Annotated in this window: 20 protein-coding genes; 13 read left to right on the plus strand and 7 right to left on the minus strand. The window is 50.8% G+C overall.

Annotated elements, in window-relative coordinates; genetic code table 11:
- Positions 1-214: 214 nt before the first annotated feature.
- From HMPREF9098_RS00345 to dapE, 5 genes are all read right to left on the minus strand, one after another.
- The gene (locus HMPREF9098_RS00345; protein ID WP_003780857.1) at positions 215-637 is read right to left on the minus strand and encodes a hypothetical protein; all 423 of its coding nucleotides are present in this window, start codon (positions 635-637) and stop codon (positions 215-217) included.
- A gap of 373 nt (positions 638-1010) precedes the next feature.
- Complete coding sequence (locus HMPREF9098_RS00350) at positions 1011-2279, minus strand: glutamate-5-semialdehyde dehydrogenase (protein ID WP_003780862.1); 1269 nt, start codon at positions 2277-2279, stop codon at positions 1011-1013.
- A 97-nt stretch (positions 2280-2376) separates the two neighbouring features.
- Positions 2377-3186 (minus strand): glutamate 5-kinase, encoded by an 810-nt coding sequence (proB, locus tag HMPREF9098_RS00355; RefSeq protein WP_040564520.1) that lies wholly within the window; start codon positions 3184-3186, stop codon positions 2377-2379.
- A 426-nt stretch (positions 3187-3612) separates the two neighbouring features.
- A complete protein-coding gene (gene tpx, locus HMPREF9098_RS00360; protein ID WP_040564117.1) occupies positions 3613-4110 on the minus strand; it encodes a thiol peroxidase in 498 nt (165 codons plus the stop codon).
- 54 nt (positions 4111-4164) lie between these two features.
- Entirely contained in the window at positions 4165-5292 is a 1128-nt protein-coding gene (dapE, locus tag HMPREF9098_RS00365; RefSeq protein WP_003780866.1) for a succinyl-diaminopimelate desuccinylase, read from the minus strand.
- A 220-nt stretch (positions 5293-5512) separates the two neighbouring features.
- Between dapE and HMPREF9098_RS00370 the strand changes: the two genes are divergently transcribed.
- Together HMPREF9098_RS00370 and HMPREF9098_RS00375 are read left to right on the plus strand one after the other, a co-directional pair.
- Positions 5513-5989 (plus strand): four-helix bundle copper-binding protein, encoded by a 477-nt coding sequence (locus HMPREF9098_RS00370; protein WP_003780868.1) that lies wholly within the window; start codon positions 5513-5515, stop codon positions 5987-5989.
- A 140-nt stretch (positions 5990-6129) separates the two neighbouring features.
- Positions 6130-6666: a protein disulfide oxidoreductase gene (locus HMPREF9098_RS00375; protein WP_232618027.1), complete on the plus strand. Its 537-nt coding sequence runs from the start codon at positions 6130-6132 to the stop codon at positions 6664-6666.
- A gap of 203 nt (positions 6667-6869) precedes the next feature.
- On the opposite strand, the gene HMPREF9098_RS00380 is transcribed toward HMPREF9098_RS00375, so the two are convergent.
- Both HMPREF9098_RS00380 and HMPREF9098_RS00385 read right to left on the minus strand, forming a co-directional pair.
- Positions 6870-7385: a hypothetical protein gene (locus HMPREF9098_RS00380; protein WP_003780870.1), complete on the minus strand. Its 516-nt coding sequence runs from the start codon at positions 7383-7385 to the stop codon at positions 6870-6872.
- Between the two features lie 279 nt (positions 7386-7664).
- Entirely contained in the window at positions 7665-10055 is a 2391-nt protein-coding gene (locus tag HMPREF9098_RS00385; RefSeq protein ID WP_003780871.1) for a penicillin-binding protein 1A, read from the minus strand.
- A gap of 143 nt (positions 10056-10198) precedes the next feature.
- Here HMPREF9098_RS00385 and pilM point away from each other — a divergent pair, with 143 nt between their 5' ends.
- The 11 genes from pilM (at position 10199) to deoD (ending at position 20217) form a co-directional block, all read left to right on the plus strand.
- Positions 10199-11308, plus strand: a complete 1110-nt coding sequence (pilM, locus tag HMPREF9098_RS00390; protein ID WP_003780872.1) for a type IV pilus assembly protein PilM — start codon at positions 10199-10201, stop codon at positions 11306-11308.
- Position 11309: 1 nt separating this feature from the next.
- On the plus strand, positions 11310-11945 hold the full coding sequence (locus HMPREF9098_RS00395; protein ID WP_003780873.1) for a PilN domain-containing protein: 636 nt from the start codon (positions 11310-11312) through the stop codon (positions 11943-11945).
- The gene (locus HMPREF9098_RS00400; protein ID WP_003780875.1) at positions 11945-12553 is read left to right on the plus strand and encodes a type IV pilus inner membrane component PilO; all 609 of its coding nucleotides are present in this window, start codon (positions 11945-11947) and stop codon (positions 12551-12553) included. Before HMPREF9098_RS00395 ends, HMPREF9098_RS00400 begins: the two co-directional genes overlap by 1 nt.
- Before the next feature lie 33 nt (positions 12554-12586).
- Entirely contained in the window at positions 12587-13135 is a 549-nt protein-coding gene (locus HMPREF9098_RS00405; RefSeq protein WP_040564118.1) for a pilus assembly protein PilP, read from the plus strand.
- Positions 13136-13171: 36 nt separating this feature from the next.
- Positions 13172-15289: a type IV pilus secretin PilQ gene (locus HMPREF9098_RS00410; RefSeq protein WP_003780878.1), complete on the plus strand. Its 2118-nt coding sequence runs from the start codon at positions 13172-13174 to the stop codon at positions 15287-15289.
- 55 nt (positions 15290-15344) lie between these two features.
- Positions 15345-15857, plus strand: a complete 513-nt coding sequence (locus HMPREF9098_RS00415) for a shikimate kinase (protein ID WP_232618030.1) — start codon at positions 15345-15347, stop codon at positions 15855-15857.
- A complete protein-coding gene (aroB, locus tag HMPREF9098_RS00420) occupies positions 15854-16936 on the plus strand; it encodes a 3-dehydroquinate synthase (RefSeq protein WP_003780884.1) in 1083 nt (360 codons plus the stop codon). Before HMPREF9098_RS00415 ends, aroB begins: the two co-directional genes overlap by 4 nt.
- Positions 16937-16956: 20 nt before the next feature.
- The gene (locus tag HMPREF9098_RS00425; RefSeq protein WP_003780886.1) at positions 16957-17382 is read left to right on the plus strand and encodes a ProQ/FINO family protein; all 426 of its coding nucleotides are present in this window, start codon (positions 16957-16959) and stop codon (positions 17380-17382) included.
- A gap of 93 nt (positions 17383-17475) precedes the next feature.
- Positions 17476-18321 (plus strand): 3-deoxy-8-phosphooctulonate synthase, encoded by an 846-nt coding sequence (gene kdsA, locus HMPREF9098_RS00430; protein WP_040564527.1) that lies wholly within the window; start codon positions 17476-17478, stop codon positions 18319-18321.
- A 177-nt stretch (positions 18322-18498) separates the two neighbouring features.
- The gene (locus tag HMPREF9098_RS00435) at positions 18499-19491 is read left to right on the plus strand and encodes a tRNA dihydrouridine synthase (RefSeq protein ID WP_003780890.1); all 993 of its coding nucleotides are present in this window, start codon (positions 18499-18501) and stop codon (positions 19489-19491) included.
- Positions 19492-19503: 12 nt separating this feature from the next.
- A complete protein-coding gene (gene deoD, locus HMPREF9098_RS00440; protein ID WP_003780891.1) occupies positions 19504-20217 on the plus strand; it encodes a purine-nucleoside phosphorylase in 714 nt (237 codons plus the stop codon).
- Positions 20218-20283 lie beyond the last annotated feature (66 nt).

Below are 20283 nucleotides of genomic sequence, written 5' to 3' on the forward strand. Positions count from 1 at the left end.
CTCAGATTGAATACACGAAAAAACAGCCCGATTGTACGGGCTGTTTATGTATCTGGGGGAAAGTTTGGCAAGAGTAGCTTGGGTTGCCAAACCCAGCAAAACTGTTGAGTTAACCGAAAATGTTGGGTATTGTCTAAGCTGTGTTTGCTACTGCGCCCAATAAAGGCTACCTGAAAAAGTTCAGACAGCTCTTTTCTTTCAAATGGCCGGAATATTATTTAACCGTCTCGCAGCGCAGTTTGTCGGCGGCGTCAAACACCACTTTGATGCTGGTCATGGTATTGGCGGTGAGCGCCACATCGCAGCTTTGAATATAGGGTTTTTCTTTATAGACAACATGCAGATTCAGGCGCACTTTGTCTGAAGACGAGTTTAGGGATAGGGTGTCATGCTGATTGAAGTTTCCGTCCCATTCGCTTTCCAAAGGGAAATTCCCATTGCCTTCAAAGGCTATGGAGGGCATAGGGATTCCATCGGTTGGATTAATTTCAGTAGGTATAAAAGAACCCCGCCGCATATCGGTGTCGGTGTGCGGCACAGACTGCAAAAGAACAACCCGAAACGGATAAACGGCCGGTTTTTCCGCGCAGGCGGATAGCGATAAGGCGGCGAGAGCGAGCAGGGAGATGTATTTCATGTTTTATTCCTTTGTTGAAATGCTGGCGGGAATTGCCCGTTTCAAATGAAAAATCAGACAACATGAACGTGTATTTTAGTTGAAAAAGTGTATCCGTTTATATAGTGGATTAAAATCGCAATGATACGGCGTTGACTCGCCTTGACGTGCTACCTGTACGCCTTGCGGCTCGCCTTGTCTCATTTTTATTTTAATCCACTATATTTCATTGCAGGTTAAAGGCTGCCTGAAAATTGATTGAAATATCCGGCTTTTCCTCTCGAATGGGCGAAACGCAGAAAAAGAAGCCTGCACCTTCATTTTCCGAAGTGCAGGCTGCTTTTGCATTTTCAGACAATCTGAGGCATATTGCGTTTCCTATCCGTTTTATTCGCTATTCGCGGATTTGCCCGTTGCCCGAAACGAAGTATTTCGTGCTGGTTAATGCTTCCAAACCCATGGGGCCGCGCGCGTGCATTTTCTGTGTGGAAATGCCGATTTCTGCACCCAATCCGAATACGAAACCGTCGGTAAAGCGGGTGGATGCGTTTACATAGACAACGGCGGCATCCACCTGCTCTTGAAAACGGCGGGCGCAAGAAATATCCTGAGTAATGACAGCTTCGGAATGGTGGCTGGTATGGGCATTAATCCAATCGATGGCTTCCTGTGCGCCATCTACGGTTTTAACCGACAAAATATAATCCAAAAATTCGGCCGAATAGTCTTCCGGTTTGGCGGGTACGGCATTCTTCAACAAGGGGAGGGCGCGTTCGTCGGCACGGAATTCCACTGTATGCACTTTATCTATGGCCTGTTCCAGCATAGGTAGGAAACGGGAGGCTATTTTGTCGTGCACGACCAAGCTTTCGGCCGCGTTGCATACGCTGGGGCGCTGTGTTTTGGCATTGACCACAATTCGCACAGCCATATCGAGATCGGCTGTTTCATCCACGTAAATATGCACGTTACCCACGCCTGTTTCGATAATCGGTACTTTGGCTTTCTCTTTGACCGTCTGAATCAGTTTTGCCCCGCCGCGCGGTATCAGCACGTCAATCAATCCGGCAGCCTGCATGAGTGCTTCGGCTATGTCGCGGCCGGTGTTTTCCACCAGTTGGACGGCGTTTTCGTCAATTCGGGCCTGTCTCAATACGGTGCGTATGGCTTGCACCAATGCCATGTTGGTATTTAGCGCATCGCGGCCTCCGCGCAGGATGATGGCATTTCCGGTTTTGAAGGCCAGGCTGAACGCGTCTGTCGAAACATTGGGACGACTTTCGAAAATCATCGCCACCACGCCCAGTGGCACGCGTTTTTGGATGATTTCCAAGCCGTCCGGATTGGTGTGGCCGTGTAGCACCTGACCGATGGGGTCGGCCAAATCCGCTACTTGCACCATGCCCTGCGCCATGGAACATATGCGTTTTTCGTCCAGCATCAATCTGTCCGTCATCACGCCGGAGATGCCGTTTTCCTGCGCGTTGGCCAAATCGCGCCGGTTGGCCGCCAAGATGGCGTCTGTTTGCGATACCAAGTGTTCCGCCACTGTTTTCAGGATGTGCCTTTTTTGTGCCGAACCCAGTTGCGGCAGGCTTTTTGCCGCGTGTCTTGCCTTTTCGCCCAATCGGGCGATGTATTGTTGTGGGGTCTGTTCGTTCATAAAAATCTCCTTCGTGGTTGAAACTGCGCCCTTTGAGGCGTAGGAATGCGGTTTATTCGGCTGCGCTTTATTCGTTAAAACCAACCTTATTTCCTTTTTATGTTGTTTTTTCTTTTGAAAACCAAGTGCCTATTTCTTCGCCGGCCAAAACGCGCAGGATATCGCGCGGGTTGCGGCTGTTCATCAGTACCATTTGGCCTGCATTATCGAAGACGATTTGCGCGCTTTTGATTTTGCTGGCCATGCCGCCCGTACCAAAACGGCTACCTGAACCGCCGGCAGCCCGTATGGTTGCGTCATCGATTTGTGTTACGCGGCTGCGGAGTTTCGCATCGGCATGCTCGGCTGGATTTTTATCGAACAGGCCGTCCACATCCGACAACATCAGCAATAAATCGGCATGGACGATACCCGCAACGATGGCCGACAGGCAGTCGTTGTCGCCGAATTTGGTGTTATGCGCCATTTCATCAACGCTGACGGCATCGTTTTCGTTGACGATGGGAATAATTTTCATGGCTAAAAGATTTTCAAAGGCGTTGCTGACGTTGTGCAGGCTTTCCGGAAATTCCACTACGTCCCGTGTCAGTAAAATTTGCGATACTTTGTCTTGGTAATGACCGAATATTTGGGCATACAGGCTCATCATGGCAACCTGCCCCACGCTGGATACGGCTTGTTGGCGGGCAATTTCGGCAGGCCGCTCGGGCAATCCTAATACGTTCAAGCCGAACCCCATGGCACCCGACGAGACTAAAATGACATCCAGACCTCTGTTTGATAAAGATGAAATGACGAAAGCCAGTTGGTCTATCCTTTCCAGATTGATGGTTTTGTCGGGCTGTATCAGCGAACTTGTGCCGACTTTGATGACGATGCGTTTGACAGTTGAAAAGTCCCGTTTCATAAAAAATTCCTTGATCATCGAATTCCGGCAGGTTAGCGCGGCAGTGCGGGTTGTTTGGAATGCCAGCTTCTTGCGGCCGGCAATTTCACTATACATAAGACTGCATTTAATGTGTAGCCTTAGACATTAAAAATTTTTGGATAAGGGCGCGTTTGTCTGAATATGAGCTTTGCGTTTTAGCCAGCCTTGCTTTGTATATGATTGGATGATGTGCCATTTTGTGCCGCGTACATCCCAAAGGGGATGCCTTTACTTTACGCGGAATCGATCCGTTTGATGTGTTGCCTGTACACTTTCCTTGTCCTTTAATGAGACGGTTGCACATACTATTGATTATAAGAGTGTTTTACGGGTAAAGGGTTAAACGGAAAAAGCAGCCTGCACCTTCATTAACCGAAGTGCAGGCTGCTTTTTTATGCGGAAAATTTATGCCAATGCGGCCAATGCGGCATCGTAATCCGGTTCGTTTTTGATTTCGGGAACGAGTTGCGCATAAATCACGCGGTTGTTTTCGTCCAGCACCAGCACAGAGCGTGCGGTCAGGCCGCGCAAGGGGCTGTCGGCAATGGCAACGCCGTAATCTTGGGCAAAGCTGCTGCGGAACGACGACAGCGTGACCACGTTGTCAATGCCTTCCGCGCCGCAGAAGCGCGCCATGGCAAATGGCAAATCGGCGGCAATGCACAGCACCACGGCGTTGTCCAATGCGGCCGCGCGTTGGTTGAATTGGCGCACGGAAGTGGCGCAAACGCCGGTGTCGATGCTGGGGAAAATGTTCAGCACTTTGCGTTTGCCGGCAAAGTCGGTCAGTGTTTTATCGGACAAATCGTTGGCGGCCAGCACGAAATCGGGCGCGGTTTGGCCGACGGCGGGAAAGGTGCCGTCGATGCGGATGGGTTGGCCTTGCAGGGTTACTTGGCTCATGGGGGTCTCCTTCATGTGAGGGTGGGAAAACGGAAAGTGCAGGCTGCTTTTGGGTTATGCGAGCAGCTGCGTCATCATGTGTTCATAGATGGCGGACAATTTGTCGATGTCGGCCAGTTCGATGTGTTCGTCAATCTGGTGGATGGTGGCATTGACGAAGCCCAGCTCAATCAGTTCGCGGGCGACGGCTTTGATAAACCGCCCATCCGATGTGCCGCCGGTGGTGGAAAGTTCGGCGGAAATGCCGCAGATGTCGCGGACGGCGTTTTGCGCGGCTTGGGTCAGCACGCCGGCTTCAGTAAGGAACGGGTTGCCCGACAAATGCCATGCCAAATCGTATTTCACGCCGTGTTTGTCCAGAATTTCGTGCACGCGGGTTTGCAGGCTGCTTTGGGTTTGTTCGGTGGAAAAGCGGAAGTTGAACTGAACCTGCACGCTGCCGGGGATGACGTTGGTGGCACCTGTGCCGCCGCGGATATTGGAAATTTGGAAGCCGGTGGCGGGGAAATAGGCATTGCCTTTGTCCCATTGGACGGCGGTTAATTCGGCCAACACGGGCGCGGCGGCGTGAATGGGGTTCTCCGCCAGATGCGGATAGGCGATATGGCCTTGTTTGCCGTGGATGGTCAGCGTGCCGGACAGACTGCCGCGCCGCCCGTTTTTGAGCGTGTCGCCCAGTCGGGCAACGGCGGTGGGTTCGCCGACAATGCAGTAATCGATATGTTCGCCACGTGCTTTGAGCGCATCGACCACTTTGGTGGTGCCGTCGTGCGCGTCGCCTTCTTCATCGGAGGTGATGAGAAGGGCGAGACTGCCGTTAAATTGCGGATGGGCGGCGGTGAAGCGTTCGCAGGCGGTTACGAAACAGGCGATGGCGGTTTTCATGTCGGCTGCGCCGCGCGCGTACAGTTTGCCGTCGTGTTCGGTGGGGGTGAACGGGTCGAACGTCCATTGCCGCACATCGCCTGCGGGCACGACATCGGTATGGCCGGCAAAGCAGAGCAGAGGGGCGGCGCTGCCCAGCCGTGCATAGAAATTTTTGGTGTTGCCGAAGTGCATTTCTTCGATTTGGAAACCGATGGCGCGTAGGCGATCGGCCAGAATCTGCTGGCAGTTTTTGTCGTCCGGCGTGATGCTGGCTTCGGAGAGTAATTGTTTGGCAAGGGCGAGTGTGCTGTTCATGGTGCAGGCTGCTTTGGAAAGGAAAGCCGTATTCTATCGCCAAATGGCGGCGAAATGTAGGTTTGGGGGAAGATTTGCCGTTGTGCGGCAGCGGTATTTGGCGAAAGGCGGCGGGTAAAATAGTTTAAGGTTTGTGATAAATAGTGTTAAAATCGTGAGTTGTTTTGGCTTCATGCATTGCGCATGTTTTGATATTTTATTGTTTTTAAGGAGTAAAACTATGAACCGTCGTCATTTCATCCAATCTACCCTGGCCGCTTCTTTGGCCACTGCCGCCACTGCCGCCGTTGCACACGGCGACCATTCGCACAGCGGCCATGACCACGCGCACAACCATGCGGGTCACGGCGCGGCTGCTGAAAATGCACGTTTTGCTGCGGTGCACGCTGCGGCCTTGTCTTGCGTGGGCGCGGGCAAAAACTGCCTGGCACACTGCGTGCGTTTGCTGTCTGCCGGCGACCAAAGCATGGCGCAATGCGCGAAAAACGTAAACCAAATGTTGGCATTGTGCACTGCGGTGATGGATTTGGCCGCGCAAAACTCTGATTTGCTGCCGCAAGTGGCGCGTGCATGCGTGAAAGCGTGTGAAGCGTGTGCCGCTGCCTGCAAAGAGCACATCAACCACCACGCAGAATGCCGTGCCTGCTACGAATCTTGCGTGAAATGCGCGCAAGAGTGCGGCAAAATCGCGGCTTAATGTGATGCGATACAGCCCCTGCCCGTTGCCTTTGCCGGCGGCGGCAGGGGTTTTTTGTCGGCATGGCAGCGTGCAGGCTGCTTTTTCGGCCGATTCGCGGCGTGTTATCATGCCGCCGACACAATCAACGGGAAATGAAAATGGACGGAACACGCAAATGGGCGGCTTTTTGGCAGCGGCCAATGGTGAAACGGGGGCTGAAAATCGCCCAGTTGCTGCTGACGGTGGCGGTATTGAGCGTGCTGGTGGATTATTGGCGTGCGCCTGTTGCGTCGGTGCAGGCTGCATTCACGGCTTTCCAAACCGAAAAGCAGCCTGCACCCGTGAGTTTGGCGCAGTTGAGCCGGGAGCGCACGCTGGTATTGTATTTTTGGGGCAGCTGGTGTGGGATTTGCCGGCACACGTCGCCCATCATCCAACGCCTGCACGAAGACGGCGTGCCCGTGTTGGGCGTGGCGTTGCGTTCGGGCAGCCGGCAGGAAGTGCGCGATTACCTGCAACAGCACCATTGGACGTTCGATACGCTGAACGACGAACACGGCGACTGGTCGCAGGCATGGCAGGTGAAGGTAACGCCGACCATCGTGCTGGTGCGGCAGGGCAAAGTGATACACAGCACCACAGGGCTGGCGAGCTATTGGGGCTTAAAACTGCGCGTGGCGTTGGCCGATGCGTAGGCAGTCGGCAGATGGCCGCTATGCACGGAAAACAGAAAATTTTGCATGAGGCTAGCCGGGCGGTTGCGCATGGCGTATCGCCGCCATGCCCACTCTTTCAGGCCGCCGACCTCCGCGCGTGGCCATTAAAAATACCAAAAAGCAGCCTGCACTTTGAAAACGGAAGTGCAGGCTGCTTTTTTGCTTGGTTTACCATTTACCGTTTACGGTTTGGCCGTGCCGATCACGCGGCATTGGTCGGCGGAGTTGCCGTCGTCTTGGCAGCGTTGCAAAGCGGCTTCTTTGGCGGGCGTGCAGCGGGAGAGGAAGCCGCCGGCCGGTCTGTCGGCAACATACAGTTTTTCGGTCTGCTCGGATTTCGCCAAGGCAATGCAGCCGCTGTTCAGCCGCCAAGCCGCCAGTTCGCAGGTTTGCCCCCGGGGGCAGAGGTCGTCCACCACGTTGCGGATATTGCGCTCGCCGATGGTGGGCGATGACGATGCCAGCTCCCATTTGTTGAAAATGCGGTAATAAGGTGGCTTGCTGGTCCACAATATAGCGGCAAAGTTCGCTTTGTTCCTGCGTTCGCTGACTTGCCCGCCGCTGCCGTATCCATCGATATTGTAGCCGTAGGAAGCCAGCATGGGGTCGTGCTGCAACGGGCCGTTGGTGGGGTCGGCCAAAGCAGGCTGCACCGATAGTGCAAATAATACGGCCAGCAGGCTGTGGAAATGTTTCATGGGTTTCCCTTTCAATGAGGTTGGCGGACACGGATTATAGCGGAAGCGTGGATTTCTTCATACCATGCCGGACGATGGCCGCATTGCGGATTGGGCCGTTATAGTGAATTAAAATCGCAATGATACGGCGTTGGCTCGCCTTGACGTACTACTTGTACGCCTTGCGGCTCGCCGCCTTGTCTCATTTTTATTTTAATCCACTATAAAAAAGCAGCCTGCACTTTGATTTTGCAAAGTGCAGGCTGCTTTGGGCTGAGCCGTCAGCCGATGGTGCCGGTTTTATTCAAACAAGGCATCGGTTTCATCATCGGCCGGAGGCGGTGCCTGGCGACGGTTGCGCGGTTCAGGCGGGTTGTTCGGCAGCAGTTCGCGTTCCGGTTCCAGCGGCGTGCCGCCGTCGTTTTTCGGTGCAGGCTGCTCTGAACGGCTGACAGGGCGTTCCGCACTCACGGAATTATCGCCTTCCAGCACCGATTCCACCACAGGCTCGCCACCGCCGACAGAGTCGATGGTTACTGGCAGCGGGCTCATGCCTTTCGGTACTTCGAAGCCTTTTTGCGGCATGCCTTTGAGTGCGAATCTCATGTATTCCACCCAAATCGGCAAGGCCAATGTGCCGCCGAAGCCGCGTCGACCCATGCTGGCTGGTTTGTCGTAACCCACATAAATCGCGGTCACGATTTTCGGGGTGTAGCCCACAAACCAAGCGTCTTTAAAGTCGTTGGTCGTACCGGTTTTGCCCGCCAAATCGGAGCGTCCTAACGCATTGGCACGCGTGGCCGTACCGTTGCGCACCACGTTCATCAGCATGGAGTTCATGGCGTATGCGTTACGCGGGTCGATGATGCGCGGCGCATTTTGTTTGGCCACCAAAGGCTGCATTTGTGCCACCAAATTGCGCTTGCTGTCGTAAATTTTATCTACCACATATGCGGAAATTTTATAGCCGCCGTTGGCAAATGCGGCATAGCCCTCCGCCATTTGCAGCGGTGTGGCCGAACCTGCGCCCAAGGCCAGCGACAAAGTGGTGGGCAACTGGTTGGGTTTGAAGCCGAATTTTTGAATGTAGTCAATCGCGTAACGTACGCCGATGGTTTGCAGGATACGCACGGACACGGTGTTTTTGGAACGGGTCAGTGCGGAACGCAGCGTAATCATGCCGGCGTAATTGCCGTCGGAGTTTTTCGGTTGCCATCCGCCAATGTTCAGCGGCGCGTCTTCTACCATACTTTCGGTGGAGAAGCCTTTGGACAGGGCGGCCGAGTAAACAAACGGTTTGAATGTGGAACCGGGTTGGCGGATACCTTGTGTGGCACGGTTAAAGCTCTTGTAGTGGTAGTCATAGCCGCCCACGACTGCCTGCACGGCGCCGGTTTCAGTGTCCAACGAAATCAGCGCGCCTTGAATGGAAGGCTGCTGCACCACGGTATAGCGGCCGCCGCGCGCCTGTGCCACGCGGATGAGCGAGCCGACTTTGATGGCGTTGTCGCCCAGCGCTTTGCTGTTGATGGCGCGGCCGGCAAAGCCCATGTCTTGGATGGTCAAATCGGCTTTGCGCCCGCCCTGCATATATACGGTAATACCTTTATTGTCGGCGCGCAGCACGATGGCGGGAATCATGCCGGTAACGGTGTAGGTATTGGCAAGGTATTGTTCTACTTCGTATTCGATATCTTCGGGTGCTACCTTGCTCAAATCCAGCTGTTGCTCGGCACCGCGGTATGCACTGCCTTTGTCGAAGTTGCGCAGCGCTTTGCGCATGGCTTGCGTGGCAATCTGCTGATTGGCGATTTTGACTGTGGTGTACACATGCCAGCCTTTGGTATAGACCGCTTCACCGTATCGGTCAAACAGGTATTGGCGTGCCATTTCGGCCACGTAAAGCGCGTCTTGGTTGATTTCGGTGCGGTAGCGTTCGTAAACCAGCGGCGTATTGAGTGCAGCCTGCTTTTCTGCAGCCGTAATCATGCCCAGCTCAACCATGTTGTTCAGAATATATTCCTGACGCAGGCGGGCGCGTTCGGGGTTCACAATCGGATTAAAGGCAGACGGTGCTTTGGGCAGACCGGCCAAAATGGTTGCTTCGGCCAGGTTAAGGTCGCGCACGTTTTTATTGAAATAAATTTTGGCCGCCGCCGCAAAACCGTAAGCACGTTGCCCCAAATAGATTTGGTTAAAATAAAGCTCCAAAATCTGGTCTTTTGTTAACGTCTTTTCAATTTTGTAAGCCAGCAGCGCTTCGTTGAATTTACGGGTAAACGTGCGTTCGTTGGTCAGGTAGAAATTACGTGCCACCTGCTGCGTAATCGTACTCGCGCCCGACTGCACGCCACCGGTCAGGTTGCCCAATGCGGCGCGGGCCACACCGATGACGTCCACGCCCCAGTGTTCGCGGAAACGTTTGTCTTCCGCCGCAATCACCGCGTTTTTCAGCACGTCGGGAAATTGGTCAATGGGCGTGAATTCGCGCCGTTCGTCGCCATAAGTGCCGATGATGACGTTGTCGGCGGAATAAATGGTCAGCGGTTCTTTGGGTTCGTATTTTTTAACCTCGTCCAAGCTGGGGAGTTTCGGATAAGTTATCAAAATTGCAACAGTCAGAAGACCCACTGCAAACAAGAATAATCCGAATAAAAGCCCCAAAAGGGTGGTAAGCAAATTCTTAATCATGAAATTTCCATACAAATTAAATTTAAAGTTGCCATTTGTTTTTTAAAATAAAGTAAAATAACTTATCTTTTTTGTTATTGGAATAAAGCCAAACAGCAGGCTGCATTATAAATGTTTTATGCCTAGAGTAAGGATTTAAAATTATGCGTTCAAGAAAAAATGGAAAAAATACAAGCAATAAAGCGGATTCCAGCATTAGCAGGAATAGCGTTATTGGTGTAGATATCGGGCAGGGCGGTATCCGTATGGTACAGTTGTCCGGCCGCAAATTAAACCAGGTCCAACTGGAAAAGTATGCCGCCGTTACCCTGCCGGGCAATGTGGTTTCAGGCAATGACATCGTTGATTTTGACCAACTTGTCTCTCATTTGCAACAATGTTATACCAAGTTGAAAACAAGTTGCAAGCAAGTCAATATTGCATTGCCAAGCGGTATTGTGACCATTGAGGAAAATTTTTCTTACGATCCTGAAGGCAACGATATTTCTTTACAGGAAATGGTTGAGTCTGAAGTGGTGCGCGTCGGCGCATTGGACGGTGTGAACTATGACTGGAAGGAGTTGTCGGAAGACCCGAGGACAGGTGTTCTGTCTGTCGTTATCGCAGCAGCAAAGACAGATGACGTGAATAGTCGTGTCGATTTGTTGGAAGAAGTGGGTTTGCAGGCTGTGAATGTGGATGTGGATGTGTTTGCGCTGGCCAATGCTTTTATCTACGCGGATGAAATGATGGGCAACCAATTTACCCGCTCCAAGATTTTGGTGGTAAATGTCGGTGATGTGAATATGAACGCGATGGTGCTGCAAAACAACAAAATTCTGTTCCGTCATGAAGCTAACTTGGGTTTTGAGCAATTGGTACAGTTGATTCAACGGACTTACCAATGCACAGATTCCGAAGCGGTTGCGATGGCTTATGGCCGAGGCAGCAGGCCGGGCGATTACCGCGAATTGATTACCGAAAGTTTCAATATGCAGATTGCTCAGGAAGTCCAGCGTGCATTGCAATTCTTCTTGGCTACACAAAATATGGATGAAGGTGTCGATATCAGCCAGATATTCATTAGTGGCATAGGTTGTACAGATGCAGCCGGTTTGGATCATGTGGTATCAACGCATACCAATATCCCGACACAACAATGTGCCCCTGTTTCTTTAGCAGCCAGTAAGTCAAAAATCGATGGTACGCAACTTCAGAAAGATGCAGATTCTTTGACGATGGCATTCGGTTTAGCATTGAGAGGTTTGATTTAATATGAATTTAATTAAAATTAATTTGCTGCCATATCGCGAACTAGAAGAGCAAAGGCTGAAAAAGCAATTTCAGGTGATTATGATTGTTGGTGCTATTGCAGGCGTGCTTGCAGCAGCAGCTGTTTATGCTACGTTGTTGGGGATGGTTGAAAACCAGCTTGGTCGTAATGAGAGCTTGCAAACGGGTATCGCTGGCTTAGATAAAGAGTTGGCGGAAATTAAAACGTTGAATGAGCAAAAACGTAATTTCTTGGAGCGTCGCCAAAAAGTTGCGGAGTTGGATAATAAACGTTTTGAAGGTGCACGCATTATCGATACGTTGAACCAATTGGTTCCGGATGGTGCATATCTTCTGTCTTTGACAGGTGATGCATCGAAAAATATCATTAGTAATCAATATACGATTACCGGTAAAGCAATCAGTGATAATAAAGTTGCGATGTTTATGACTGCATTGCCGAGCACGGGCGTATTTGATCCGCCAGAGTTATTGAAAATCGAAAAAACGAATGATGGGCAGCAGTTCTCATTGAAAGCTTTGTTGTTGGAAAATAAAGTGGTTATTCCAGATTCAGAAGGACCTTCTGCTTCAGCACCTGCGTCTTCTGCAGCATCTAATCCAGAAGGAGGTAAATAATGAGTTTTGATGTAAATAAATTGCATCTGCAACCAAAGCCGGTTCAATTGTTATTAGCCATTGTATTGGCTGCGGCATTGGTTGGGGTGGGTTACGTTGCCTTGTTTCAGTCTCAACTGGAAGAGTTGACAGCAGCGCAGGAAAAAGAAGAGCAGCTTAAGCAAGAATTCACAGAAAAAAGTATTCGAGCAGCTAGCTTGGATAACCTGAAGTCGGAATTGGAGCAAATCCAAGAGTCAACGCGTGTTTTATTGAAACAATTGCCAACAAGCGCTGAAATTCCAACATTGATTCAAGAGTTGCACCAAGCGGCTGCTAAGAATGGATTGACTATGAGTTTGGTAACTCCGGAAGCTAAAGTCATTGAGGGTCCTATTGAGCGGTTGCCTTTCTCTATTTCAGTATCGGGGAACTATGAACAAATCGCTCAATTTACACGAGATGTTGGTCAAATGTCGCGTATTGTCACATTAGCGAACATAACATTAGCGGCTGGCGAGGGTGACAACAAAGGTAAGTTGGTCTTCACTGCAATGGCGAATACATACAAAGCATTGGATGCATCTGAAGTTGCTTCTGCAGCAAGTAGTGCATCAGCGGCTCAGTGAGTTCTCTAAAATATGATCAAACAGGAAACAATAATGAAAGTTAAATTAGTTTTAATGTCGGCGTTGGTGCTGGCAGGCTGTTCTGAAAAGTATGGGGATTTACATGAATGGATGAACCAGACAAGGGCAGATGCGAAGACTAAAGTGCGCCCTGCCGAACCGCCTGCACCACTTGAACCTGTAACGTATTTTGCACCACAGCAATCTGGCCCTAATGCATATAGTATGCAACGGATGAAGGCTGCTTTCCAAAATGGTAGTGCGCCTAACTTGAACCGTACAAAAGAGCTTTTGGAAAATTATAGTTTGGAAAACCTCCGTTATGTGGGTTCCATCGGCTCAAAAAATGCACTGTCTGCTTTGATTGAAGTGGATGTGAATGGTCAGCCACATGTATATACTGTCAGACCAGGTAATTACTTGGGGCAAAACTTTGGGCGTATTACCAAAATTACTGCAGACAGAATTGGAATTGTCGAGACTGTAGAGGATACTTTTGGTAACTGGGTAAATCGTGATGCGGAATTAACGCTGACGATAGATGGCACACCAACATCCACACCGACAGATGCTGGGAAATAATTTTGTATTAGATTAATAATTTAAGAGGTTTATCTTATGAAAACAAATTCACTGAAAAAGTTATCAGTATTTGGTTTGGGTTTGATGATGCAGGCTGCTTTTGCTGGAAATATTACCGATGTGAATGTATCGGTATTACCAGATCAACAGCGTGTGATCAAATTAAAATTTGACAGAGATCCAGTAGAACCAAGCGGTTTTATTACCAGCTCGCCTGCACGCATTGCTTTGGATTTTCGTAATACTGGTGTGAAACTGGCTCAATCAGCATTAACGTTTAATGATGCATTATTGAACCAAGTTGTGGCAGCACAAAATGATGCTAATACACGGGTTCTGTTGGGTTTGACAAAAGATGCACAATATAATGCCCAAGTTCGTGGCAATGAAGTATGGATTTATGTAAGTGAATCTGCATCAACCAATACAGCAGCAACCAATGCGGGTGTTGTGGCAGGGGCTCGTAACACCTATGTGCCCACTGCGAATGCGAGTGGTTTCAACATTGATTTCCGTAAAGCATCACAAAATGCAGGTGTTGTCGAGTTTAGTTCTGCTCATGGTGGCCAACCACAAATCAAGGCGCAGAATGACCGCATTGTAGTTACTTTGAAAAACTATGCTTTGCCTACGCAAGAGCAGCGCAATTTGGATGTAACAGATTTTTCAACGCCAGTAAAAGCGATTACAGTGAAACGCTTGGGTAACGATACGCAGATTGTTATCCGCAACCAAGGCACTTGGCAGCATAAAGTGACTGAAAATAATGGTCGTTATGCTATCCAAGTTTCGCCTAAACGTAATGTTGCGGAAGCTTCAGTACTTTCAGGTCGCCCGAAAGCACAAAATTTTACGGGTAAACGAATTTCTTTGGATTTCCAAAACGTTGATGTACGTACTGTATTGCAAGTATTGGCCAAAGAATCTGGCATGAATATTGTTGCCAGTGATTCTGTGCAAGGTAAAATGACCTTGTCATTGAAAGATGTGCCTTGGGATCAGGCGTTGGATTTAGTTTTGGATGCGCGTAATTTGGCTATGCGCAAACACGGCAATATTATTAACATTGCCCCACGTCAAGAATTGAGAGAAAAAGACCTTGAAGAGGCGAAGGGTCGTCAAGAAATGGAACAGTTGGGACCTCTTTTGTCTCAAAGCTTCCAGTTGAAATATAAAAACGTAGAAGAATTTAAAAATATTTTGCGGTTGTCCGATAATGGTTCAACAAATGGTGATAATAGTAAGACTATTTTGAGTCCTCGCGGTAGTGCATTAATTGACCCTGCAACCAATACATTAATTATTACTGACATACAAACTGTTATTCAAAAATTCCAGCGTTTAATTGAAGAGTTGGATGTGCCAGCCAAACAAGTGATGGTGGAAGCACGTATTGTTGAAGCGGCAGACGGTGTAGCTCGTGATTTGGGTGTGAAATTTGGCGCTAACCGTCAAGGTTCTACTTCATGGGGTAGTAACTGGGGTAATGGTGTTGAAGCAAATCGCCGTTATGTGGGCAATGGTACAGGGTCTGGCTCGAATGGTGGTGTGAACTTTGCACCTAACGTGAATCTGCCAGTAAGCAGCGCCACAAGCTCTATTGCAGTTATCCGTTCTTGGGCTTCAGGCGCGTTGGGCTTGGAATTGTCTGCAATGGAAACAGATAACTTGACGAAAACAATTTCTACGCCACGTGTATTGACACAAGACCGTAAAGAAGCCGAAATTCGCCAAGGTACTCAAATTCCTTATACCACGCGCGGTAGTAATGGTGAGGTAACAACATCATTTAAAGACGCTATTTTGAGCTTGAAAGTAACGCCACGTATTACGCCAGATTCCAAAATTATCTTGGATATTACGATTAACAAAGACGAGCCCGACTATACTCGTGTAAACGTTGAAGGCGAACCTGGTATTACAACGCGCGCCGTGAAAACTCAGGCGATGATTGAAGATGGTGGCACTTTGGTTGTGGGTGGTATCTATCAAGAACAAATGTCTAATAACATTAGTAAAGTACCGTTCTTGGGCGATATTCCTGTTTTGGGTAATTTGTTCAAATCACGCTCACGCAGCCACACGCGTAATGAACTGTTGTTCTTCATCACACCACGTATTATGGGTGGTGAGAGCACTGTGTTGCGCTACTAAAAAGCCTCTGCATATTTTGCAAATTTAGGTTAAAATGCCTGCCATGGAGAAAAACATGGCAGGCAATTTATTTTTAATCGGCTTGATGGGAGCGGGTAAAACAACGCTTGGCCGCCAGCTTGCCGGTCATCTGCAATATCCTTTTTATGATAGCGATAACGTTATCTGCCAGCGTACCGGCGTGAATATTCCCACTATTTTTGAGATAGAAGGGGAGCAGGGGTTTCGGCAACGGGAAAGTATGGTAATTCAAGAATTGACTGCGATGGATAATGTTGTGTTGGCAACGGGCGGTGGTGCAGTGTTGCGTGAAGAAAATCGGCATTGTCTGCGAAACCGTGGCACGGTTATTTATCTGCATGTTTTGCCTGAAATTTTGTTTGAACGCACGAAATATGATAAAAATCGTCCATTGCTTCAAGTAGCCGATCCACTAAGCAAATTCCGCGAATTATATGAAACGCGCCATGAGCTTTACTGCCAAACGGCGCACATGGTTTTGGAAGTGGGCAAATCGGGTTGCCAGACAACGTTAAATAGAATTTTTGAATTGGTTGGGCGCAAATGAAATCTTTGACAGTGCAGGCTGCTTCACATCGTTACCCTATCTATATCGGCGAAGGAATTCTGCAGGATTTTTCTTTGTTTCAGCAGAAGATAGGCAAAAAAGCCGCCATTATTACCAATGACGTGGTGGCGCAATGGTATTTGCAGCCGTTAGAAAGCAGCCTGCACGCCCATGGAATTGAATTTTTTTCCATTGTGCTGCCGGATGGCGAAATCCACAAAAATAATGATTCGTTGCAGAAAATTTATGATGGGCTCTTAACGCATCACGCAGACCGCCAAACCACCATTCTCGCTTTGGGCGGCGGCGTGATTGGCGACATGGCGGGTTTTGCCGCAGCCACATATCAGCGCGGAATCCCGTTTATTCAGATACCTACCACATTGTTGAGCCAGGTCGATTCGTCAGTGGGCGGCAAAACGGCAATTAACCACCCGCTGGGCAAAAATATGATTGGCGCGTTTTATCAGCCGCAGGTGGTACTGGCCGATTTATCCACGCTGAACACATTGCCCGACAAAGAATTTTCGTCCGGCATGGCGGAAGTTATCAAATATGCGTTGTTGGGCGACGCGGTTTTTTTGCAGTGGCTGGAACAGAATATGCCTGCATTGATGCAGCGCCAGCCGGACATATTGGCGGAGGCGGTGGCGCATTGCTGCCAAATGAAAGCCGATATTGTCGCGCAGGACGAAACTGAACAAAACGTCCGCGCATTGTTGAATTTGGGGCATACGTTCGGTCATGCGATTGAAACCGAAATGGGCTACGGCACATGGTTGCATGGCGAAGCGGTTGCCGCCGGCATGGTATTGGCCTGCCGATTGTCGGAGCGGCTGTATCAACTGCCCGCCGGCGATACCGAACGGGTGAAGGCTTTGCTGCGGCAGGCTGCTTTGCCCGATGTGCCGCCCGCATTTTCGTTTGACCGTTGGCTGACCCATATGCGCCACGATAAGAAAGTGCATAGCGGAAAAATGCGTTTCGTAACGCTGCCGCAACTGGGGCGGGCAAAGGTCGAAACGATTGACGACATGGATATGTTGCGCGAGGTATTGCGCGAATATACGGATTTTTGATTAGTTATTAGGAAAACAGAATGGGACGAGAAACCGCATTGGGCATGGCGCTGAAAAGTGCCGTGGAAACCATGAGCAAGAAAAAGCAAACCGAGATGATTGCGGAATATATTTACGGCAAATACGATGTGTTCAAGCGCTTCAAGCCGCTGTCGGTGGGCATTGAGAACGATTTGATTCAGGCGCTCGGCCAGTTCAGTCCGGAGCTGATTAAACGCGTGTTGGCCAACCACTGCCGCCGCCCGAAATACATCAAATCAGTGGCGCGCGGCGGCAAACGCTTCAATTTGGACAACCGTTTCCAAGGTGAAGTGAGCGAGGAAGAACGCCTGCACGCTTTGGAGCAGCCGGGTATCCGCGAAGCGATTGAGAAGCAGGATGCACGCCGTGCGGAGGCTCAAGCCAAAAAGCAGGCGCAGGCAGATGCCGAATCGGCCGAACAATAACCATGGAACAGTGCAGGCTGCTTTGTAGCGACATGACAAAGCAGCCTGCACTTTATAATGAGCAAATATTTGGGCAATGCAAAAGGAATCATGATGCAAACGGTTCAGATTAAAGATATTTTGGTGGCGAATAACCGCCCGTTCACCTTGTTTGGTGGCATTAACGTGCTGGAAGACTTGGACAGCACCCTGCGTGCGGCGCAGCATTATGTGCGCGTTACGGAAAAACTGGGTATCCCTTTGGTGTTCAAAGCCTCGTTCGATAAAGCCAACCGCTCTTCCATCCATTCGTACCGCGGCGTGGGCTTGGACGAAGGCATGAAGATTTTTGCCGCCGTGAAACGCGAATTCGGCTGCCCCGTGATTACCGATGTGCACGAGCCATACCAATGCGCACCTGTGGCCGAAGTGTGCGACGTGCTGCAACTGCCCGCGTTTCTGGCGCGGCAAACCGATTTGGTGGCGGCAATGGCGGCCACCGGTGCCGTCATCAACATTAAAAAACCGCAGTTTTTGAGCCCCGCGCAAATGAACAATATCGTGGAAAAATTCCACGAGGCGGGCAATCGGCAGATTATTTTGTGCGAACGCGGCACGCAGTTCGGCTACGACAATTTGGTGGTGGATATGCTGGGCTTCGGCGTGATGAAGAAAACCTGCGGCCAAGCGCCCATTATTTTCGACGTGACCCATTCGTTGCAGCAGCGCGAAAGCGGCGCGGCGGCATCGGGCGGACGGCGGGCGCAGGTGCTGGATTTGGCTTTGGCCGGCATGGCAACGGGGTTGGCCGGCCTGTTTTTGGAAAGCCACGAAAATCCAAATCAGGCACGCTGCGATGGTCCGAGCGCGTTGCCGCTGGCACAACTGGAAGCCTTTTTGCAGCGCGTGAAGGCGGTGGACGAAACCGTTAAATCATTTGCGCCACTGGTCATCGAATAAACGCGCATGCCGAGGGGCAGGGGCTGCGGCCGCATCAAAGCAGCCTGCACATTGCCGCAGAAGCGCCCGAAAGCAGCCTGCATTTCAGTTTTTGACGTGTGCAGGCTGCTTTTGCATTGCCGGTAATCTTGTTAAAATCCCGCCATTCAAACAGCCGTCTCCAAAGTGCTCCGTTTTATGAACCACGCTCCCGAAAAACCCCGTTCCGGCAGGCTCGTGCTGGCGCCCATGCAAGGCCTGTGCGATTTTGTCATGCGTGATTTGCTGACCCGAATCGGCGGTTATGACGAATGCGTCAGCGAATTTGTGCGGATTACCCACACGGTGCATTCGCGGGCAACGTGGTTGCGCCATGTGCCGGAAATTGCAACGGCCAACAAAACCCATGCCGGCATTCCCTGCGTGGTACAGATGTTGGGCAGCGATGCGGAAATGATGGTGAAAAACGCGCTGGTGGCGGTCGGATTGGGCGCGCATCAGATTGATTTGAATTTTGGCTGCCCCGCGCCCACGGTGAATAAACATCAGGGCGGCGCGGTGCTGCTGCAAACGCCCGAGCGCATTTACCATATCGTTTCCGCCATACGGCAAGGCGTGCCCGAACATATCCCGATTAGCGCAAAAATGCGTTTAGGTTTTGAAAACAAAGATTTGGCATTGGAAAATGCCGATGCCATCGCCCAAGCCGGCGCATCGGTGCTGACGGTGCACGCGCGCACCAAAATCGAAGGCTACCGTCCGCCGGCGCATTGGGGCTGGGTCGATAAAATCCGCCGGCATGTTGCCATTCCGGTGATTGCCAATGGCGATGTGTTCTGCCTGCAAGACTATATCGACATCCGCGCGCAAAGCGGCTGCGACGATGTGATGCTGGGGCGCGGCGCGGTGATGCGGCCCGATTTGGCGCGACAGATTCGGCAATATCTGCGCGGCGAAGAAGTGCAGGCTGCTTTGTTTGATGATGAAATTATCGTGTGGATAGCACAGTTTATCGAGCTTTGCCTGCAACACGAGCCGCAGGGGAAATACGCCGTGGCGCGCCTGAAGCAGTGGCTGGGCATGATGCGCGACGTGTATCCCGAAGCAGAATCGCTGTTCCAGGCCATCCGCACCCTGCGCGAAATCGAGCCGATTCGTGCGCATATCCGCACGCTGATTACCCGTTCCTAGAAAGGAAACATCATGGCGACACCCCATATTTCCGCCGAAAAAGACGCGTTTGCCGACACGGTGCTGATGCCCGGCGACCCTTTGCGCGCCCGTTATATTGCCGAACATTTTTTGCAGGACGCGCAGCAAATCACCGCCGTGCGCAATATGTACGGCTATACTGGATTTTATGAAAATCAACGGGTTTCCGTGATGGCACACGGCATGGGCATCCCCTCCTGTTCGATTTACGCCACAGAGCTGATTACCGAATACGGCGTGAAAAACCTGATTCGCGTCGGCTCGTGCGGCGCGGTGCGGGACGATGTGAAGGTGCGCGATGTGCTGATTGCCCTGGGTGCCAGCACCGACAGCCGCGTCAACCGCCTGCGCTTCAACGGCAGCGATTTTGCCGCCATTGCCGATTTCGGCATTGTGCAAACACTGGTGCAGGCTGCTTCTGCCAACGAAATTCCCGTGCGCGTGGGCGCATTTTATACCAGCGATTTGTTTTATCATCCGGACGGAGAACTGACCGAACGCCTGCGCCGATACGGCGTGCTGGGCGTGGAAATGGAAACGGCGGGGCTTTACGGCGTTGCCGCCGAATATGGCGCAAAAGCCGCAACCGTCTGCACCGTGTCCGACCACATGGTGAGCGGCGAATCGTTGGATTCGGACGAGCGGCAAACGTCGTTCAACCAAATGATCCGCATTGCACTCGATGCCGCCGTCCGCCTGAACTAAATCGACCAAAAGCAGCCTGCACCCTCTGCTGAACCAAGTGCAGGCTGCTTTTGAAACTTCCGGAAA

This window comes from Kingella denitrificans ATCC 33394 (assembly GCF_000190695.1).
In the GTDB taxonomy this organism is placed as follows: Bacteria; Pseudomonadota; Gammaproteobacteria; order Burkholderiales; family Neisseriaceae; genus Kingella_A; species Kingella_A denitrificans.

Coding starts and splice junctions, on each gene's coding strand:
- HMPREF9098_RS00345 (WP_003780857.1), bottom strand. CDS start 637: ATGAAATACATCTCCCTGCTCGCTCTCGCCGCCTTATCGCTATCCGCC.
- HMPREF9098_RS00350 (WP_003780862.1), bottom strand. CDS start 2,279: ATGAACGAACAGACCCCACAACAATACATCGCCCGATTGGGCGAAAAG.
- proB (WP_040564520.1), bottom strand. CDS start 3,186: ATGAAACGGGACTTTTCAACTGTCAAACGCATCGTCATCAAAGTCGGC.
- tpx (WP_040564117.1), bottom strand. CDS start 4,110: ATGAGCCAAGTAACCCTGCAAGGCCAACCCATCCGCATCGACGGCACC.
- dapE (WP_003780866.1), bottom strand. CDS start 5,292: ATGAACAGCACACTCGCCCTTGCCAAACAATTACTCTCCGAAGCCAGC.
- HMPREF9098_RS00370 (WP_003780868.1), top strand. CDS start 5,513: ATGAACCGTCGTCATTTCATCCAATCTACCCTGGCCGCTTCTTTGGCC.
- HMPREF9098_RS00375 (WP_232618027.1), top strand. CDS start 6,130: ATGGACGGAACACGCAAATGGGCGGCTTTTTGGCAGCGGCCAATGGTG.
- HMPREF9098_RS00380 (WP_003780870.1), bottom strand. CDS start 7,385: ATGAAACATTTCCACAGCCTGCTGGCCGTATTATTTGCACTATCGGTG.
- HMPREF9098_RS00385 (WP_003780871.1), bottom strand. CDS start 10,055: ATGATTAAGAATTTGCTTACCACCCTTTTGGGGCTTTTATTCGGATTA.
- pilM (WP_003780872.1), top strand. CDS start 10,199: ATGCGTTCAAGAAAAAATGGAAAAAATACAAGCAATAAAGCGGATTCC.
- HMPREF9098_RS00395 (WP_003780873.1), top strand. CDS start 11,310: ATGAATTTAATTAAAATTAATTTGCTGCCATATCGCGAACTAGAAGAG.
- HMPREF9098_RS00400 (WP_003780875.1), top strand. CDS start 11,945: ATGAGTTTTGATGTAAATAAATTGCATCTGCAACCAAAGCCGGTTCAA.
- HMPREF9098_RS00405 (WP_040564118.1), top strand. CDS start 12,587: ATGAAAGTTAAATTAGTTTTAATGTCGGCGTTGGTGCTGGCAGGCTGT.
- HMPREF9098_RS00410 (WP_003780878.1), top strand. CDS start 13,172: ATGAAAACAAATTCACTGAAAAAGTTATCAGTATTTGGTTTGGGTTTG.
- HMPREF9098_RS00415 (WP_232618030.1), top strand. CDS start 15,345: ATGGCAGGCAATTTATTTTTAATCGGCTTGATGGGAGCGGGTAAAACA.
- aroB (WP_003780884.1), top strand. CDS start 15,854: ATGAAATCTTTGACAGTGCAGGCTGCTTCACATCGTTACCCTATCTAT.
- HMPREF9098_RS00425 (WP_003780886.1), top strand. CDS start 16,957: ATGGGACGAGAAACCGCATTGGGCATGGCGCTGAAAAGTGCCGTGGAA.
- kdsA (WP_040564527.1), top strand. CDS start 17,476: ATGCAAACGGTTCAGATTAAAGATATTTTGGTGGCGAATAACCGCCCG.
- HMPREF9098_RS00435 (WP_003780890.1), top strand. CDS start 18,499: ATGAACCACGCTCCCGAAAAACCCCGTTCCGGCAGGCTCGTGCTGGCG.
- deoD (WP_003780891.1), top strand. CDS start 19,504: ATGGCGACACCCCATATTTCCGCCGAAAAAGACGCGTTTGCCGACACG.